The following is an 18,032-nucleotide window of genomic DNA, read 5'->3' as shown; positions in this document are numbered from 1 at the left end:
CCCAATCATCCATGGAATTCTTTTTCGACCTGCTCACCCCGCCCGGGAATGTCGCATGTGCCCCGCTACCGCTTCACGAGCCCGGTCACCTCTTCCCGGAGAGCGAGAAAATCCGGGTCTGCCGGGTTACGCGGGTGAGGGAGATCGACCCTGATCTCGCGGTGGACCGAAGCCGGCCGGTCCGAAAGGATAAGGATCCGGTCGGCGAGGTACACCGCCTCCTCGGGGTTGTGGGTGATGAGCAGGATCGTGATCCTGGTTCCTTCACTGCCCGCGGCATCGCGTATCCGGAGAATCTCGTCCTCGAGCTCCCGCCGGGTGAAGACGTCCAGTGCACTGAACGGTTCGTCCATCAGGAGCACTCTCGGCTGCACGGCGAGGGCCCGGGCTACCGCAGCCCGCTGCCGCATCCCCCCGGAGAGCTCGTAGGGATACGATTCCGCGAATGATTCGAGCCTGACGAGCGAGAGGAGGGCGAGCACCCGTTTCTTCACCTCCTCCTCCGGGACCTTCCCCGACCGGAGCCGGAGCCCGTACACAATGTTGTCCCGGACCGAGAGCCAGGGAAAAAGGGCGGGGTCCTGGAAGACCATCGCCGCATGGCGTTCGCCGGTCGCGTGGTCCTCGGCCATCCGGATCGTGCCCTGGTCGGCATGCTCGAGCCCGGCGACGACCCGGAGAAGGGTGGTCTTGCCGCACCCTGACGGGCCCATGACGCAGACTATCTCGCCGGGATACGCATCCAGGGACACTCCCTGCAACACGGGGCAGGAACCGGTATCCTTGGAGAATGTCAGGCTTACCGAATCGATGGAGAGTGCGGGCTCCATTGTTAGTCCCTCCCCCGCCATGCGAAGAACCGGAGCTGGACGACCTGGAAGAGGGCGTCGGCACCGAGCCCGATAATGCCGATGATGATCATCCCGGCCCCGATGACCTGCAGCTGCCCCAGGTTGTAGGCGTACATGATCAGAAACCCGAGGCCGGCGCTCGTACCGGGGAGCATCTCGGCAGCGACCACGCACATCCAGGCCACCCCGAACGCGACGCGGAGCCCCGACCAGGTGACCGGGAGCGCCCCCGGGATCGTAACAGTCGTCATTCTCTCGAGATCGGTCGCCTTGAACATCACCGCCACGTCGACCCACTGCCTTCTTACACCCTGCACCGCGTCGGTGGTGCTGATCAGGATGGGAAAGAACGCCCCCATGAAGATGATGAAAATGACCGACTGGAACCCGATGGCGAACCATGCGATCGCGAACGGCATCCAGGCGATCGGCGGGACGGGGCGGAGGATCTGGATGACCGGGTTGAGGTAGGACCGGGCATTTGCCGAACTCCCGATGAACAGGCCGAGGGGGATGCCGATCGCGGCCGCCGCGAAGAACCCGGTAAGGACCTCGCGAAGGCTCACCAGGGTGTTCTCGATCAGGCTCGCCCCGCCGAGGACCGGTTGCGCAGGGTGAAGCAGCACGACCAGCATGTCCCGTAACGGGGGGAGGATGAAGTTGTTCTGGATGACCAGGGCCAGGACGCCCCATGCAAGGATGAGGAGGAAGATGATCGAGAGCCCCTTGCCGTACTCCCGAATCCGATGTTTATTCGCCTGAACCATACATAATCACCGTGATATTCTCGTAGCCGAACGCTTCGCGGATCATGTCTTCCTGGATGGAGCTCTGGATCGTGGCCACGACGATGGGGTTTCCCGACGCGGAACGGATCTTCACCCACCTGACAAAACCCTGCCAGTCGTCGCACGGGGCGTCCGGTCCCACCACGAGCCCGGTCCCGCCGGTATTGATCGACTGGATGATGAGGGAAGGATTGCCAAGGCCGATCTGCAGCTCGGCCGGGATGGACCCTACGTAGACCCCATCGAGGACCTCCTGCCCGACCGCCGTCATGAGTCCGCCCCCCGACTGGCCGGGCACCAGGCTGACGTACGCCGCGGGCGTTCCGTTCACGAAGAGGGTGCACGCGTCCGGGCGGCTCTGTTCAGGGTCGTCGGGTGCGAGGCAGAACCCGTACTGTGCGGAGAAGTACCCGGAGTCCATGACCATGACGTAGAGGGGGGCGAAGTTGTCCGATGAGGGGAGGTACCCCAGGGAAAGAGTCGGGACTGTTCCCGACGGCACAGGGAGCGGGCTACCGGAGAGATATGCCCTTCCCTGGGCTTCCACCGCCGGATCGGTCATCGCCGAGAGGTTGTAACCCCCGGGCCCTTTTTCCGTTTCCACGGTACTTGCGACCATGCTGGACACCGGCAGGGCCGCATCGCTGGTGAAGACCATGTTGGAGAACGAATGCTGCTCCACGGCGAGCGGGTCGAGCGTCCCGGTCGGGGTCAGGATCGGTTTATTGCCAAAGACCCATGCCGCGGTGATGTTCTCGGCGAGCTCCGGGTCCTCGTTGGTACGGTTGACCGCCGCGATGGTGAGCGCCGAGAGCAGGGCCGAGATTTCGGGCTCGCGATGAATGGTATCGTTCCGGAGCAGGAAAATGCAACTGGCAGCATTCTCCCATTCACCCGGAGGGGGAAGTTCGGCGGGGGTGGCGACCATCCGCCCGATACCCGAGAGCTCCGCCTGTGAGACGACCGGTTCCCAGGCGATGAATGCGTCCACCTGGCCCGTATTGAGGAGCTGGGGCATGGACCCTGCCGATGCGTAGAGGAGGTATGCTTCGGGGTGCCCCGGTCCGTAACTTCCGCCCGGAAAAGACCCCGCCAGAAAGATCATCAGCACGATCAGGATGGCGATGAGCACGAAAAGGAAGACGATTATCCTTGGTACCTGCACGGGGGATCTCCTGATTAATGAGTATAGAGGGTGGCATGTCCTGGCATATCAGGATGACGAACTGTTTCTTTACGCACAAGCCATCGTGCATGAATTTCTCCCCCCCAAACCAGCTACCCTGGCTCCGGGCCGTTGTCATTTCCGGTGACGAAGAGTCACGCGATGAAGATCACCGCACTTATTTTTCCTCTCCCTATCCGGCATCGACACCTGCGGGGTCTGACTGCGGCCCTGGCGGTCAGTCAGGCAGGGTACGTCCCTCACCTGCTCGCAGGATACCCGGCCTCCTTCCGGAAGATCACCGACTCGACCACGAACATCCCGACGACGATGGACACGATATTGAGGATCGCGAGGACGAGAGGATCAGATACCGGTGCAGCAACGAACAGGAGGACGAACATGTTGAATAAAATCCAGTTTATCCCGATGATCACCCCTCCGAAGAAGAGGGCCCGTTTCACGGGAGAGGGGTCCCTGATCGTCCCGTCGCGCAAGAGCCAGTAGGTTATCCCGGCCCACACGGCGAGAATCAAGGTCCAGAGGAAGGTGTCCGGTCCGAACAGGTCGAAATACGGCATCTCGCTCATTAAAAAGAACGCATCGTACTGTCCAAGGATGAAAAAGACTGCAACGATGAGAATTCCCGCGATACTCCTCCCCGGGCTTCCCATACTCCCGGCTTCGCCGCCGGTCGCGGTAAAGAACCCGAGCAGGACACCGAGAATGATCAGCGAGGCACAATCGCTGGCTCCGCCGAGCACCTCGTGCGAAAGAGGAGCGCCGAAGAAGATGCTCATCCCGACCACCCCGAGAAACCACAGGCCCCCGAATGCGACGCCGAACCGCAGGCCTTTCGAGACCTTCCCTCCCGGCAGGCGTTCCTGGATCGCGGCGAACACCAGGGCGAGAAGGAAAAATGTGATCAGCAGGGAGACGGCCGCAGCCGGCTGGAACAGCCCGTTCTGCACGAAATAGCTCGGGGGGTAGTCGTACGGGTAGGTCGGAGCGAACAGTGCGTGAAGCACCATATCGAGAAGCGCGGCGACGATACTGATTCCAATGATTTTACCCCATCCTTTTCCGGTGATATGCATGACCCGGACCTCCTTTTCCGGCAATGAGGAGGTATATTTATCCCGGCATTATTCAAATTAACGGATAACCGTTAAAAAAACAGGATTTCGGTTTCAGCCCGTTCCGGCGAGGGATGCCGGTTCGCCGATCTCCTTTGAAATCCCTCCGGCCCCCGTCCACACCTCCATCCGGTCGAAGTCCACCCGGAAGACCACGTCCCCGTCGTTACAGATCCGGGACCCGTTCATCCCCAGGAGCGGCCGGAACGGGACGACCTTCTCGTAGTCAAGGGAGGCGGTCTCGTAGAAGTCGACGATCAGCCGCGACTGCCGGATTTCTTCGTTTCGGTACCGGTTGTGCGAGATCTTCAGCAGGACTGTGGAAAATATCCTCTCGACCAGTGCGAAATCCCGTTCGAAGACCGGGTAGAACATCCCGTCGAGGGCGACCCATGCAGGAGGGCGGGAACCTTTCATAGAGGTCTATCGGGGAAAAAATGCCATAAGGGAGCCGCCGGGCGTGGTGAAAGTAAACAAGGGTCCGCCCGCCCCAAAACGTTGGGTTCCCCTGCATCGCTTCTTCCTGAGGCCTCACGGGGAGGCCGGCACCCGGGCGACCGCGTAGGGGCATGCAAGATCACGCCTGCGGGCGAATCTGTGACTAGGATATGCCCCGTCTTTTCCCCGCCGGTTGACCGAAGAAAAAACGGGAGACCCTCTTCCTAAATACTCCCGGGACGATACCTCTCTCAATGCCCCCCTTCGTCCTCGTCCACGGCGGCGACATCTCCACCGATACCTGGAACCGACTCTATAGACGCAACATTTACCCGCCCGGGGGCCACCTCGGCCCGCACTGCTGGGACGGGACGGTCTCGTTCCTCGAGGCCCGCGGCCTCCCTGCCTTCGCACCGGCACTCGGGAGCGAGAAGACCCATACCCTCACCGCCCACACCGACCAGGTCTGCAGGGTGATCCTGGAGAATAACCTTAGGAACGTAATCCTCGTCGCACACAGTTACGGCTCGTTCCCCGTCATCGGCACTGCCGACCGGCTTCCGAAGAAGATCCGTCACCTCGTGTTCCTGGACACCGGACTGCCGGACCCGGGACAGTCACTCATGGACCTCCTGGAAAGAGCGTACTCCCGCAGCAATTCACCGCCCATTCCCGACCCCGACCCGCCTTACGTGGAGAAGATCCGGTATGACCCGGCAACGATTCGCCGGATCCCCAAGACCTACATCCGCTGCACGAAGAGCGATTTTGCGGACCTGACCCTCTATTCGAAGCGGAAGGTCGATGAAGAGGCTTCGTGCTTTGGGAACTGGACCTACCTGGAAATCCCCTCGTCCCACGTGCCAATGGCCGATGCACCGGAGAAGTTCAACAGGGTTCTCCTCTCGATCGCGGAACGGTGAGTGAGCCTGGGAAGGAAAAAGGGGCGATGAGCGTGCATCCCCCTCACCGGGGGGGCCCGGGGCCGGAACAATGGCTGCGGACGAACTCCGTTGAAGCGGGTGGTAAATTGAATCGTCATCACTGACCACCAGAAAGGTTCCGATACGACAGTACTCCCGCTGCGTGCACACGATTCGGGAGATTTTTATCGGAACGAATGAAAGAAAACTTTATGCCGGAATTCGAAGGCGAACCACGAGACAGTGGACTTGATTTTGCAAAACTGAACACCGCATGGCAATTGATCGGAGCCTTCACCGCGCCCATAGTATTCACGGTGCTTTTCATCGTGCTGGCGACGGTTCCCGGTCTGAACTACTACCAGTGGCTCCTCTGGTTTCACCTTCCGGTCGTCATGATCCATGAATTCGAAGAATATATCGTACCCGGTGGGTTCAAGAATTTCATCAACACGAAAACGATCCTTGCTCCAACGCCCCAGAAGGAAGATACCCCGGCAAGCGAACCCTACATTTTTTTTGTAAACCCGATTATGATCTGGCCGTGGGTAATTATCGGGGCGCTGCTCTATACTCTGCCATGGATAGGATTCAGCGCGATAATTTTCCAGTTCATGATAAACAACGTGCAGCATGCCGTTGTTTTCCAGCTCAGGCATAAAGGATACAACCCGGGCCTGTTCACCACGTTATTCCTGTTAATCCCCTATTGCACCCTGGTAACCTGGTATGTCATCGCGTACGGCATTATGACACTTACCGACTGGATCCTGAGTTTTGCGGTTGCAGGCGGGGTAATACTCCTGCTCTTATCCATCACTCTGACCAAGATCAGGAACGCGAAAACCGGGTAAAATGTTCAGCCGGTGACCCGGCTCCGGGAGTGGCCCACGGTCCGGCCATCGCCCGGTTTCAACGGGAAGGGTGAGAAGATTGCCTCTGGAAGGAAAGAATTCCTGCCAGAGACCATTCAACCGCGGGTCACAGGATCTTCTTTCCCGGTTCGGGGCCCGGTTTCACCGCGTACACCCCGGTGATCTTCACGAGCACCGCACCCTTGGGCACGAACGTGGGCCAGCCTTCCTTCATCCAGGCAACGTTCTTGGCAAAGACCTCGTCGTCCTTGTGGACCGTGGCGGTGCCCTTGATCTGGAAACCCCCTTTCTCCCCCCACCACGACAGGGCGACCTCCGGGTTCTCCCTCACGTTCTCGAGCGTCTTGTTGAAGTACTGGTCGGAGATGAGCACCGTCCCGTCGTCCCACAACTTGAACGCCGCGATCGGGACTGCATTCGGAATGCCTTTCTTCGACGATGTCGCCAGGAACGCGAGCTTCGTTCCCTGCAGCGATTCTTTGATCTCCTGTGTCAGGGTAACCATGGAATCATCCTCAGTCATTACGGTCTGTCATGAGTAATAACGATAGTCCGGCACGTGAACCTGGTCCTCTCACCGGGGACAATTCCTTTTTTCATTTTCTCCACTCTATTCCGGTAATTTCCGCTTCCGGCTCACCGGCTCGTCGTGACAGTTCCCCCGGCACCGTTCTGAGTGAGTGGCGTCCCGTTCGAGCGCCCACCGGATAAGAGGCTGGACGGCCTCGCAGAGCTTCTTGCCGTCCTCGGTCAGCGAATATTCGACCCTGGGGGGGATCTCGGAGAACGACTCCCGGTGAATGAGGTTCGCCTGCCGGAGGTCCTTGAGGATGTCGGAGAGCGTCCTCGGGCTTATGCCGTCGAGCCGTTCCATGATCTCGTTGAACCGGATCTTCTCGCGGTGGCCGATGATGCTGATGACGAGGACCGCCCATTTCCTGGCGATGATATTGATGATGCCTTCCAGCGGGCAGAGACACAGGTGGTCGCTATGAGGTTCCATAGTCACTGCATTACTATTCACTGGGTATTTTTAATACTATCCGATTGATAGTAATTGATCGCAAGGAGGAGAACGACGTATGTGTTGTAGTCCGACGGGAAAATTTGCCTCGAATGAGAGATCAGAGTGCGGCTGCTCCTGCAGCTGCCCGGCGACGATGACGATCGAGGACGAGATCCGGCTGCTCGAAGACCATAAGGGATACTTCCTGGAGCGGATCGCGGAGATCGACAGGAAGATCGCGGCCCTGAAATCGGCGAAACAATAAATGGCGGCAGTGGAAACCGGGAACCTGGTCAAGCGGTTCGGTCCCGTCCTGGCAGTCGACGATGTCAGCCTCTCTGTACGGGAAGGGGAGATCTTCGGGTTCCTCGGTCCGAACGGGGCCGGGAAGACGACGACCATGCGGATGCTCACCGGAGTGCTTGTACCCGACGCGGGAACGGTCCGGATCAACGGGATCGACATCCACCGGCACCCGGTCGCAGCCAAGATGCAGATGGGCGTCATCCCGGAGAGCAGCACCGTGTACGGCGACCTCACCGCCGAACAGAACCTGCACCTCAGCGGGCAGCTCTACGGGATGCCCCGGTCCGCGAGGAATGCCCGTGTCGGTGAGATCCTCTCGCGGATGGGACTGTACGAGAAACGCCACCTTCCGGTCCGGACGTTTTCGAAGGGGATGAAGCAGCGGGTGAGCATCGGCTGCGCCATCGTCCACCGGCCGAAGATCCTGTTCCTCGACGAGCCCACGAGCGGACTGGACGTGCAGAGCCGCCGGCTGGTGATCGATACCATCCGGGAGATGAACGGCGAGGGCAGCACGATCTTTCTCACCACGCACAACATCGAGGAGGCGAACATGCTCTGCCAGACCGTCTGTATCATCAACAGGGGAAAGATCGTGGCACAGGACAGCCCCGAGCGGCTGAAAAAGATGTTCGACACCACCCAATCGGTCGAGGTCTCGTTTGACCGGCCCGTGACAGAAGATCTCTTTCTCGCGGACGGGATCCTCCGGGCCGAGCCCTGCGGCGACAAGTGGCGGCTTTACACCGACAACCCGGACCTCGTCCTGAAGTATCTCGTGGGGCAGGCGGGCGAACGATCGCTTGGCATCACCTCGCTTTCGACGTCCGGCCCGAGCCTCGAGGAGGCCTTCGTGCAGCTCACGGAGTGTGAATGATGGAAGTCCCGGTGCTCCTCCAGGGTATCTTCGTCATCACCGGCAAGAACATGCGGCTCTATTACACGAAGCCGCCCGTCCTGATGTTCGGGGTCCTGTTCCCGCTCTTCATGTTCTTCGCGTTCTTCGTAGGCCGGAAGCTCGACCTTGTCACGTTCTTCCCGGCATTTCTCGGGATGATGGTGTTCTTCACCGCATCCTCGGTAGGCCCGCTCATCACGCCGTGGGAGAAGCGGGAGAAGACCTACGAGCGGCTCCTCTCGTACCCGGTCACCCAGGATTCCATCATCCTCGGCGATGTCGTGGCGGGGGTTATTTTCGGGCTCGGTATCGGCCTTCTTGTCTGGATCGCGAGCACATTCTTCGTTCCGGTCCCGGTGACGAATCCCTGGCTGTTCGCCCTCGCCTTCATCCTCGGTACGTTTTCGTGTGCTGCGCTTGGTGCCCTGCTCGCGTCGCCGGCATCCGACAGTCCGCCAAACGTGATGATCTTCTCGAACCTGGTCCGGTTCCCGCTCATATTCATCTCGGGAATCTTCATTCCGCTCTCGCAGCTGGAAGGGGCCGCACAGGTCCTTGCATACTGCTCGCCGCTGGCGTACCTCGTGGACCTGTTCAACGGCGCCATGGCCGGGTCGTCCGTACTTTCCCCGTTTATCGATTGTGCCGTGCTTGCCGGCGTGACGGCGGTGTTCTTCTTTACTACGAAGGCCATCCAGAAGCGGAACCTTGTGAAGGGATTGTAAAAATCCGCGATTCCCGGGTGGATTTTTTCATCTCACCCGGTCACGAGGGTCCGTTGGACGTGAACGCCCCGGTCCGGTCACAGGGACGGTGGATGAACCCGTGGAATATTGAAACAATAATGCACACCGGGATTCCGCCGGAGAAACCGATCACTCACTCTTTTGTGAAGCGTGGTCCTCGAAAAGGTGGTTCTTCTTCCCTCTCCAGACCTGTACGAACGTGGGGACGTACATGATTGCAAAACCGATGATGACGGACGCGACGATATCGAATGTGCTTACCATACCGGATTCCAAAAAGGTCGCGTAGATATATACGGTGATGGGGGCGTAGAGTGCGCTGGCAGTCACTACCCCCGGAGAATATTCCCCCGTGTAGAGGGTGAGGGATGCATGGATCAGGAAATTTGAAAATGCCCATGCCGCGGTAGACAATCCGAGAACAAGCGTCCATTCGCCTGGATAAAATATTGCGAGGCCCACCGCGGCAAGGACGTACGCCATGAAAATGACGTTCCCGAGGACGAACTGGCCGAACGTGGAGGGTGCGGAAAGATACCGCTTCGCCCAAGGGACAAACCTCGGGGTTTCCTCGAGAATATGAATGAAATATGCGATTGGGACCAGCCAGAGAATAGTTGCGTCCATTGTTGTTCCCTTCCCGGATTACGTGTAAGATACGTCTTTACAAGAGGAATTATATTATTCCTGCGAAAATTTCCGGGTTTACCGGATTATTCTCTCTTCAGAGCCGGGCAGTGCACTGTCGCAGGTGCGCAAATGGTCCGGTGGCCCCGACCTGCGAAAACAACGCCGGCAGGAGGCGAAACGGGTCCGGGAAGCGGGAATGTCCCCGCGTTCTCACAATGAATCCATCACGTTCTCCCCGTCGGACTCCTGATCCTCCTTCGGGTAGAGCCAGGGTGCAGCGATCCGCGACATGACCGGCATCACGAGCCAGGTCAGGATGACTACTAACAGCGTGACAAACACCACTTTCTGGACGAGGAATGACGTTCCTTCAAGGAACGGATCGGTGAGGAGCGAGATGAAGATCGAGACCGGAAGGACCGCGAACCAGGTGACGACCGCCTGGCGGGCCTTCGTCGGGGGTTTGAGGACGTTCTGCCCGGGGAGCGTGAACCAGGTCTCGAGCCCGGTGATCTCCCTGGTTGCCGGAGGGGCGATGGTGAGATTCTTCTCCGTCTCGAGCCATGCGTGGTACGTCGGGGAATCGTGCCACAGGTCCAGGTTCCCCCGGGACGCAAACTTGTAGACGATCCGGTACACCCCGTCGTGGTACTTCCCCGGCCGGAAAATAAAGAGTCCCAGGTTACCCGGAGTGGCAGTGAAAGGATCCAGGAGCTTGTTTAATTCCGCTTCAAACTGCGGTTCGCAACCTTGTCGTACATAGTGGATGCGTACCACCGTGATCGGGTTATCGGGAGATTCGGCCACCTTCGTCACCTTCTACGGATAGGTCTGTCCTTCACTCATAGTAAACCTTGTCGGCTCCTTGGATAAGAAAAAGAGGAAAATAGAAAGGTGAAACGGTATTCGCGGGCGTGGACGGGGCCGGATACCTGGATGAACTGTTGCAGAAGAGGCGAAAAGTTTATTTTGCATAGGAAGAGGAACTCCGGGGGTACCCAGAAAACATAAAAGAATACATTTATAAAATATTTTGAGGAAGCGACGATAATTTTATCTTGCATAGGAAGAAGAGCTTTCGGGAAATTCAGAATAAATCAAAGTCCATATATACTCAAATGTAAAACGTCCTATACTTCAGGTCGCTTCTGGGGGTGTCACCATACTCAAGAAATTAGTTATCCTGCTAGTGATAGGTCTGTTTCTCGTCAACGCCGCGTCAGCGGTCACGTTTGTCATAAATGATGGGAGTTCGTCGTTATCGCTTTCTGCAACCGCCGATCACGATGTCGCGCTCTCGAATGTCATTGCACAGAACCCGGAAAGTTATTCGGCCACGATGTCGGCCGGCGATAACGGAGGGGCAACCGCGTCGCAGGAGAGTACTGTCGAGGGGGCCGACTTCGTATTCGCGGCGAGCGGTGCGGTAAGCCACGACGGTGACTCGTCCTATACGTATACGGAGACGTACGGGGGAAGTTCTTCGTCGTCGCAACAGGCATATGCCGGCCAGGGAACCACCTCGGTCGCCCAGCAGACCACGAGCGATGCACTCGCCGGGGCGTCGGTGAGCGGGGCGCGTGATGCACAGGGAACTACGGCAACCGAGTCCAATGCATATACGGTGGGTGTGAATAACGTCTCTCTCACGGCAAATACCAATACGAGCGCCGCTGCGAGCCAGAGCGGATTCTTTGCCGGTCTTTTCGCCAATACGCTCGGCATCGCAACCGCATTCACCGGGGCGAACTCGACGACCGGGTCCACGGTGGGAGCCGGGTTCATGACGTATAACGCGACTGCGACCGCCAACGCCACCACGAATGCCTCGCAGGACGTCGCCATGGTCGCGGGATTCGGATCCGCGTTCGCGGCATCCCATGACCAGGCGGGCAATTCCGCGGTCCAGTCTGCCGGGTTCATCGGGGGGATCCTTAACGCAGTCCAGTCCGCGAACACCGACCACAGTGCGACCGCATCCCAGAGCGGCATGGCTGCCGGAATTGCGGGAAATTCATTCGGTGCTGCCCATTCGCAGGAGGGTGACCGCTCCGGCACCGGTGCGGGCATGTTCGCCGGCCTGATGACGTTCGAAGGGACCACGACGGCGAGCCAGCAGACCACCGCTGCATCACAGGACACGGGAATGGATGCCATTGCCGGTTTCGCACGGACCTTCGCCATGGACCACGGCGGGAACATGACATCCCAGTCCGCACGTATTGCAGTCGGTACGATGAACCTGACCCAGCAGGCGGATACTTCGGGAAGCGCCCAGGCGACCCAGAGCGGAACGATGACTGCCGCCATGGGAGGAACGTCCGGACACGCCGGGTCCGGAGGCGAGACCTCATCGACTGACACCCGTATCGTCCTCGGAAGCATGGACTTCGAAGGCTCCGCAACCGCGAACGGGAATACCGATGCAGGCCAGTCCCTGGACATGGCTGCACTCTTCGGGAGTGCCCAAGCCCGGTCTGACGACGGAACCGGCAACGTCACCGGGGAAGGTTCGGGAATTATCCTCGGGAGCATGAATATTTCCCAGGAGACCGACACCTCGGGAAGCGCCCATGCAACCCAGAATGGTGACATGACTGCGGCATACGGATTCACCGGGACTCATGCCGGTTCCGGCACTGAACAGTCCTCGACAGATGCTGAGATCCTCATCGGCACCATGAGCTTCGGCAGCAGCGCGAATGCATCCGGGCACACCGATGCAGGCCAGTCCCTTGATATGGCCGCACTCTACGGGAATGCATCGGCCGGGTCGAATGACGGAACCGGTAACGCGACAGTGCAGGGTTCGGGAATCATCCTCGGTACGATGAATACGGTCCAGGAAACAAACACATCAGGAAGTGCTCATGCAGCCCAGAGCGGTGACATGAGTGCCGCGTTGGGATCCACCTGGGGCGAGGCCGATTCCGGCACTAAAGAATCCCGGAGCGAGGCGCATATCCTGGTCGGCACCATGTCCTTTGACGGCAGCACGGCCGCGAACGGGGATACCCGTGCAGCCCAGTCCCTGGACCTGGCCGCGTTGTACGGAAGCGTATCGGCCGGGTCGAATGACGGAACGGGCAACGCCACGTGGGATGGTTCGGGAATTGTAATCGGCACCTTGAATACAGTCCAGGAAACCGATACCTCGGGAAGCGCCCATGCAACCCAGACCGGTGAGGTGAATGCCGGGTACGGATTCACCTGGAACGATGCGACGAGCGGCACAGGACAGTCCTGGACCCACGGCGATGTCCTTGTCGGCACCATGAGCTTTGGCAACAACGCGACCGCGAACGGTCACACAAACGCCAGCCAGACGGTCAGTGTCGGCGGAAACATTCTTCCTGTCGCAGGAATGGCGGATACCACGGCCGGTTCGAACGACGGAAGGGGCAACGTCACAGAGGTGGGGTCGGGAATCATCCTCGGCACCATGGATATCACCCAGGGATCTGACACTTCGGGAAGCGCCAATGCAGTCCAGAACGGCGAAATGAGTGCCGGGTACGGGTCCACCTGGGGCAGTGCAACATCCGGAGGCGAACAGTCCTCGACGGAGACTGACATCCTCCTCGGCACCATGACGTATGCCGGCAACGCGACCGCGAACGGTCACACCGACGCAGGACAGTCCCTGGATATGGCTGCACTCTACGGGAATATATCCGCGGCATCCGACGACGGACGGGGCAACACGACCGTCCAGGGATCAAGAGTGATCCTCGGGACCCTGAACGCCACCCAGCAGGCGAATACCTCGGGAAGTGCCCACGCCGTCCAGAACGGCGACCTGGCCGCACTCTATGGAACCACCTGGGGCGAGGCCGCACACGGAAGCGATCTGTCCAAAACGGAGGCAGAGCTCCTGGTGGGTACAATGTCTTTCGGAAATGCCGCAACTTCGGATGGTCATACTGAAGCAGGACAGTCCCTGGATATGGCCGCACTCTCCGGGAGTGCAGCGGCCGGGTCCGAAGACGGGACGGGCAACATCACCATCCAGAGATCGGAATTTATTCTCGGGATCATGAATTCCACCCAGCAGGCAGACACGGCGGGAAGCACTCACGCCACCCAGAGCGGTGACCTGGCCGCCCTCCATGGTGCGACAAGGAGCGGTGCCATGTCAGGCGACCAGCTGTCCGTGACGGAGGGCGAGGTCTTTGTCGGTGCCATGTCCTTTGGCAGCAATGCAACCGCGAACGGTCATACCGCTGCAGGTCAGGCCCTGGATATGGCTGCGCTCTACGGGGATACCTCCGCCGTATCCGAAGACGGTGCGGGTAACGTCACCGAGGAAGGTTCGCAGTTCATCCTCGGCATGATGAACATCACCCAGCAGGCGGACACCGGGGGAAGTGCTCATGCAGCCCAGGGCGGTGACGTGGCTGCACTCTATGGGACTACATGGGGTAATGCCACCTCCGGCGACGAACAGTCCTGGACGGATGCGGACGTAATTATCGGGGGCATGTCGTTTGACAACAATGCTGTTGCCGACGGCCATACTGAAGCAGCACAAACCCTGAATTCCATTGGAATCTATGGAAACGCCTCCGCAGGTTCGCATGAGGGAGCGAACGATACGGAAGTCGGGACCGGGTTCATCCTCGGGTACCTTGACATTTCCCAGCAGGCAAATACCAGTGCAAGCGCTCACGCAAACCAGAGCGGTACGCTTATCGCCGGGCTTGGAAACACCTGGGGCAATGCAACGTCCGGTGATGCGCAGTCCTGGACGAGATCCGATGTGTTTGTGGGTATGATCACCATCGGGGACAACTCCGTGACTGCTGGAGCCGGCACGGCCGCGAGCCAGGGCCTGAGTATTGCCGCACTCAACGGAAGTGCATCGACCGGGTCATCGGATGGTAATTCCAACACCACCGAAGTCGGGGCAGCCGTCTCCGGCGGGAACTTCACCGCACTGCTTGAAACAGACTGGAGCTCGCAGGACCTCAGTGACCTCCCCGGTCTGGTCACCGACGTGGTCGGAGATATCGGCGGAGGGTACATCGAGGTCGACCAGAATGCCGATACCAGCGGCAGTTCCCATGCGGCCCAGAGCGGGACCGTTGTCGCTCTCGGTAACGGCCAGACGTGGGCAAATGCGACATCCGGAGCAGGAGATCAATCCTGGACCGCATCGAACGTGACCACCGGGATCATTGTGCTGGATGGTAACCATGCGGATGCAGGCACCGGTACGGCTGCCGGCCAAAGCGTATTCATCGCGGGTATGCAGGGGCGGGCCGTTACCGGTTCATCGGACAGTACGGGTAATTCCACGGTCGGGACGCAGTTCGATGGGAGTGGAGACGCCACCGGCCTGAATATCGATGGCCTGGTCAACTTCGTCGAAAACCCCAGCCCCTCGAACTTCACCGCGTGGACCAGCGGGGTCGGCGATGTCGGTGCCGGTTACCTGAGCATGGACCAGCAGACGGGGAGTGGTGCAGGTACGAACGCCTACCAGAGCAGCACTCCGGGGCTCGGAATTCTTCCCGGCGGCGTCACGGTATTCAACGCGAACGGATCGACATGGAGCGAGGCTTCATCGGGGAGCAACCGGTCCTGGACGAACGCGGATGTCACTTCGACCAGCGTTCTCCTCCCGGGGGTACTTACCGTAACAAGCGACAGCGTGTCTGCCGGGCCCGATGGGACGTACGCATCCCATGACGTGGAAATTGGGGGGCAATCAGGGAATGCAGCGGTCGGGTCCTCTGATGGGACGAATGCCGTTGAGATGGGGGCCGAATTTACCGACGGGATCCTCAGCATGTATCAGCTCACGGGCGCCGGTTCCGGCGCGTACGCACGCCAGGGTGGGGACGTGGACGCCCTGTACGGAACTACCTGGGGTAACGCGTCGTCTGGTAACAACCAGTCCTGGACCTCCTCACATGTCGATACCGGATCGATCACTGTCACTGACAACCAGGTTTACGCAGACGGGAGCACCAGTGCAAGCCAGAGTATTTACAATGTCGGAATTAACGGCGATGCGTCCGTTGGATCAACCGACGGAACAAATATTGTCGAGATAGGTGCAGGGTATTCCAATGGAGGCAGTCTGTCGAACAGCATTTCCGGTCTTACCGGGCAGATGACGCAAAAGACCAGCACCGGAGGAAGTGCGGGTGCGAACCAGACCGGGGTGGTAGGATCCGTTGCCGGAACCGGGTACATCCGGGGCAATGCAACTTCCGGGAATAACCAGTCCTGGACTACCTCACATGTCGATACCGGATCGATCACTGTCACTGACAACCAGGTTTACGCAGACGGGAGCACCAGTGCAAGCCAGAGTATTTACAATGTCGGATTTAACGGCGATGCGTCCGTTGGATCAACCGACGGAACAAATATTGTCGAGATAGGTGCAGGGTATTCCAATGGAGGCAGTCTGTCAAACAGCATCCTGGGTCTTACCGGGCAGATGACACAAAAGACCAGCACCGGAGGAAGTGCGGTTGCGAACCAGACCGGCTATGTGGTAGTGACGGGAACCGGATATACCTATGGAGATGCATCATCTGATGACAACCGGTCATGGACCTCTTCGAATGTTGCAGTCGGATCGATCGCCGTCAAGGGTAACGAGGTCGATGCAGGGTCGGATGGCACACGTGCATCCCAGGATGTAGAAATTAATGGCGCGTCAGGAAATGCAGCAGTGGGATCTTCCGCCGGGACCACTACCGCTGAGACCGGGGCCCTCTTTACCGCCGGATCGCTCGATATGATGCAGGTCACGAGTGGCGACCTCGGTGCTCACGCACGCCAGAGCGGATCGGTCACCGGAACCTTGACCGGATCCGCAAAGACATGGGGCCTTGCGATTTCCGGGGCTAACCAGTCATGGACCACCACGGAGGCCAAATCTACCATGATCATCCCTGCGATTCTCACAATCACCAGTAACAGCATGAATGCAGGGACGGAAGGTACAAATGCCTCTCAGAATGTGGGAGTATCTGCCGTATCGGGAAGTGCATCAGTCAATTCTACCGATGGCACAAACAGGGTCGAGGTGGGAGCGAACTTTGATGCAACGGGCAGCTTTGTAAACCTCAACCAGGTGACAAATTCCACCGCAGGGGTCTATGCGAACCAGAGCGGTACTGTCTCCGGGGGAAGCGGGGGAATCTGGGGCAATGCCCGGGCAGGTGATGGTGATACGTCATACACAAAGGCAGCATTTACGTTGGGGACGCTTACCCTCAACAACAATGGGGTTTACGCCGGTAACTCCCGAACCAGCGCTTCCCAGGATCTTTCCATCAGCGGAGGAATTGGATCCTCGTCCTCTGCCGAATCCGGTTCTATAAACAGTGTGAATGGAAATTATGCCAAAGTAAGTGCATCGTACCCGACTAGTTTGAGGAGTGCAACGTCATCATTAATTGTAACACAAAGTACAGATAACGATGCTGCAGTAATAGGGCGTGCAACCGCCCAGCAAAATACCCGGATAACCGCCTACAATAATCTTGCCTTAAATGCAATGACCCATACCGAGGCGGGCAATGCGAGTGGCAGCAAAGCATACGTTGACACCGTAGCAAAATCGGGATATAAAATACTCAATGGAGGAGTTCAATCGGTTACAATCAATTCCAATTCTAATGCGGTGGGGGGACTGGATAACCTCACTGCCTCCGAGCAGAAACAAGCATCCGGAACGAGCGGATCATGGCAGACAACCGCTTCGGCAAAGGATGCAGCGGGAACAATATCGACTCCCAGCACTGCTGCGAATACGAATGCCTTAGCATGGGTGAATTTGATCAGTAAAGGGAGAGTAATCACTACCTTTTAATTAAATAAAATCTTTTCAATTTTTTCTCTTTTACTTAAAAAATCGTGAGAGAACTGCCCTTCTTTAGACTGTTATCGAACGAATCATGCGGCCCTTAACAGGGTTTTATTATTATTCAGAGAAACGGGAGCTCCTTCGCAATGACAACGTGACCTACGAGTAAAATGTTCAGTATCACCCAGGAAGTCATTACACTTTACAGGTCGAGGCAATCGGCTCGGATCCAGAAGTGCTACAGATGCCCGGCGATAAGAAGTTACTGTAACATTCGGGATCTTTCCTCGTGGATACTCCGGGAGATCCGATTAGAGTATAACTGTGTTCAAGAGCCATCTCAACCGTTCGAACCGGTTTGAGACGCGATGTCTGGTAATAATGAGTACTTTAATACTTTGGACCGGTTTTTGATTTTATACTCCGCAATCATGTTCCATTT

Annotated in this window: 15 protein-coding genes; 6 read left to right on the top strand and 9 right to left on the bottom strand. The window is 58.4% G+C overall.

Going from position 1 to position 18,032, the window contains the following annotated elements; all coding sequences use genetic code 11:
* Positions 1 to 65: 65 nt before the first annotated feature.
* From J2741_RS07325 to J2741_RS07305, 5 genes are all read right to left on the bottom strand, one after another.
* Positions 66 to 851 (bottom strand): ABC transporter ATP-binding protein, encoded by a 786-nt coding sequence (locus J2741_RS07325; RefSeq protein WP_209674397.1) that lies wholly within the window; start codon positions 849 to 851, stop codon positions 66 to 68.
* Positions 833 to 1,618: an ABC transporter permease gene (locus J2741_RS07320; RefSeq protein WP_209674395.1), complete on the bottom strand. Its 786-nt coding sequence runs from the start codon at positions 1,616 to 1,618 to the stop codon at positions 833 to 835. Before J2741_RS07320 ends, J2741_RS07325 begins: the two co-directional genes overlap by 19 nt.
* Entirely contained in the window at positions 1,602 to 2,804 is a 1,203-nt protein-coding gene (locus J2741_RS07315; RefSeq protein WP_209674394.1) for an ABC transporter substrate-binding protein, read from the bottom strand. Before J2741_RS07315 ends, J2741_RS07320 begins: the two co-directional genes overlap by 17 nt.
* A 260-nt stretch (positions 2,805 to 3,064) precedes the next feature.
* Positions 3,065 to 3,925 carry a hypothetical protein gene (locus J2741_RS07310; protein ID WP_209674392.1) on the bottom strand — a complete coding sequence of 287 codons (861 nt, stop codon included), beginning with the start codon at positions 3,923 to 3,925 and terminating at the stop codon, positions 3,065 to 3,067.
* Positions 3,926 to 3,994: 69 nt separating this feature from the next.
* On the bottom strand, positions 3,995 to 4,357 hold the full coding sequence (locus J2741_RS07305; protein WP_209674390.1) for a hypothetical protein: 363 nt from the start codon (positions 4,355 to 4,357) through the stop codon (positions 3,995 to 3,997).
* A gap of 275 nt (positions 4,358 to 4,632) precedes the next feature.
* Here J2741_RS07305 and J2741_RS07300 point away from each other — a divergent pair, with 275 nt between their 5' ends.
* Together J2741_RS07300 and J2741_RS07295 are read left to right on the top strand one after the other, a co-directional pair.
* Positions 4,633 to 5,301, top strand: coding sequence for an alpha/beta fold hydrolase (locus tag J2741_RS07300; protein ID WP_209674388.1), 669 nt, complete (start codon positions 4,633 to 4,635; stop codon positions 5,299 to 5,301).
* A gap of 212 nt (positions 5,302 to 5,513) precedes the next feature.
* The gene (locus tag J2741_RS07295) at positions 5,514 to 6,155 is read left to right on the top strand and encodes an HXXEE domain-containing protein (protein ID WP_209674386.1); all 642 of its coding nucleotides are present in this window, start codon (positions 5,514 to 5,516) and stop codon (positions 6,153 to 6,155) included.
* A gap of 127 nt (positions 6,156 to 6,282) precedes the next feature.
* Here the strand turns inward: J2741_RS07295 and J2741_RS07290 are convergent, their stop codons facing one another.
* Both J2741_RS07290 and J2741_RS07285 read right to left on the bottom strand, forming a co-directional pair.
* Positions 6,283 to 6,699 carry a pyridoxamine 5'-phosphate oxidase family protein gene (locus J2741_RS07290; RefSeq protein ID WP_245249442.1) on the bottom strand — a complete coding sequence of 139 codons (417 nt, stop codon included), beginning with the start codon at positions 6,697 to 6,699 and terminating at the stop codon, positions 6,283 to 6,285.
* Between the two features lie 87 nt (positions 6,700 to 6,786).
* Positions 6,787 to 7,179 carry a winged helix-turn-helix transcriptional regulator gene (locus tag J2741_RS07285; protein ID WP_209674384.1) on the bottom strand — a complete coding sequence of 131 codons (393 nt, stop codon included), beginning with the start codon at positions 7,177 to 7,179 and terminating at the stop codon, positions 6,787 to 6,789.
* A 79-nt stretch (positions 7,180 to 7,258) separates the two neighbouring features.
* Here J2741_RS07285 and J2741_RS07280 point away from each other — a divergent pair, with 79 nt between their 5' ends.
* From J2741_RS07280 to J2741_RS07270, 3 genes are read left to right on the top strand one after another with little or no spacing between them, the layout of a single operon-like run.
* Positions 7,259 to 7,447 carry a hypothetical protein gene (locus J2741_RS07280; protein ID WP_209674382.1) on the top strand — a complete coding sequence of 63 codons (189 nt, stop codon included), beginning with the start codon at positions 7,259 to 7,261 and terminating at the stop codon, positions 7,445 to 7,447.
* Positions 7,448 to 8,365 (top strand): ABC transporter ATP-binding protein, encoded by a 918-nt coding sequence (locus J2741_RS07275; RefSeq protein WP_209674380.1) that lies wholly within the window; start codon positions 7,448 to 7,450, stop codon positions 8,363 to 8,365. It begins immediately after the preceding gene.
* Entirely contained in the window at positions 8,362 to 9,111 is a 750-nt protein-coding gene (locus tag J2741_RS07270) for an ABC transporter permease (protein ID WP_245249441.1), read from the top strand. The genes J2741_RS07275 and J2741_RS07270 overlap by 4 nt, the downstream gene beginning before the upstream one ends.
* A gap of 150 nt (positions 9,112 to 9,261) precedes the next feature.
* Here the strand turns inward: J2741_RS07270 and J2741_RS07265 are convergent, their stop codons facing one another.
* Positions 9,262 to 9,759 carry an HXXEE domain-containing protein gene (locus J2741_RS07265; RefSeq protein WP_209674378.1) on the bottom strand — a complete coding sequence of 166 codons (498 nt, stop codon included), beginning with the start codon at positions 9,757 to 9,759 and terminating at the stop codon, positions 9,262 to 9,264.
* Positions 9,760 to 9,972: 213 nt separating this feature from the next.
* Positions 9,973 to 10,578 (bottom strand): antibiotic biosynthesis monooxygenase, encoded by a 606-nt coding sequence (locus J2741_RS07260; protein ID WP_209674376.1) that lies wholly within the window; start codon positions 10,576 to 10,578, stop codon positions 9,973 to 9,975.
* 373 nt (positions 10,579 to 10,951) lie between these two features.
* Here J2741_RS07260 and J2741_RS07255 point away from each other — a divergent pair, with 373 nt between their 5' ends.
* Positions 10,952 to 17,596: a hypothetical protein gene (locus tag J2741_RS07255; protein ID WP_209674374.1), complete on the top strand. Its 6,645-nt coding sequence runs from the start codon at positions 10,952 to 10,954 to the stop codon at positions 17,594 to 17,596.
* Positions 17,597 to 18,032 lie beyond the last annotated feature (436 nt).

Origin of the sequence: Methanolinea mesophila, from assembly GCF_017873855.1 — an archaeon.
GTDB classification, from domain to species: domain Archaea; phylum Halobacteriota; class Methanomicrobia; order Methanomicrobiales; family Methanospirillaceae; genus Methanolinea_B; species Methanolinea_B mesophila.
This window is presented reverse-complemented; position numbering and strand designations above follow the sequence as displayed.

Coding starts and splice junctions, on each gene's coding strand:
- J2741_RS07325 (WP_209674397.1), bottom strand. CDS start 851: ATGGCGGGGGAGGGACTAACAATGGAGCCCGCACTCTCCATCGATTCG.
- J2741_RS07320 (WP_209674395.1), bottom strand. CDS start 1,618: ATGGTTCAGGCGAATAAACATCGGATTCGGGAGTACGGCAAGGGGCTC.
- J2741_RS07305 (WP_209674390.1), bottom strand. CDS start 4,357: ATGAAAGGTTCCCGCCCTCCTGCATGGGTCGCCCTCGACGGGATGTTC.
- J2741_RS07300 (WP_209674388.1), top strand. CDS start 4,633: ATGCCCCCCTTCGTCCTCGTCCACGGCGGCGACATCTCCACCGATACC.
- J2741_RS07295 (WP_209674386.1), top strand. CDS start 5,514: ATGCCGGAATTCGAAGGCGAACCACGAGACAGTGGACTTGATTTTGCA.
- J2741_RS07290 (WP_245249442.1), bottom strand. CDS start 6,699: ATGACTGAGGATGATTCCATGGTTACCCTGACACAGGAGATCAAAGAA.
- J2741_RS07285 (WP_209674384.1), bottom strand. CDS start 7,179: ATGGAACCTCATAGCGACCACCTGTGTCTCTGCCCGCTGGAAGGCATC.
- J2741_RS07280 (WP_209674382.1), top strand. CDS start 7,259: ATGTGTTGTAGTCCGACGGGAAAATTTGCCTCGAATGAGAGATCAGAG.
- J2741_RS07275 (WP_209674380.1), top strand. CDS start 7,448: ATGGCGGCAGTGGAAACCGGGAACCTGGTCAAGCGGTTCGGTCCCGTC.
- J2741_RS07270 (WP_245249441.1), top strand. CDS start 8,362: ATGATGGAAGTCCCGGTGCTCCTCCAGGGTATCTTCGTCATCACCGGC.
- J2741_RS07265 (WP_209674378.1), bottom strand. CDS start 9,759: ATGGACGCAACTATTCTCTGGCTGGTCCCAATCGCATATTTCATTCAT.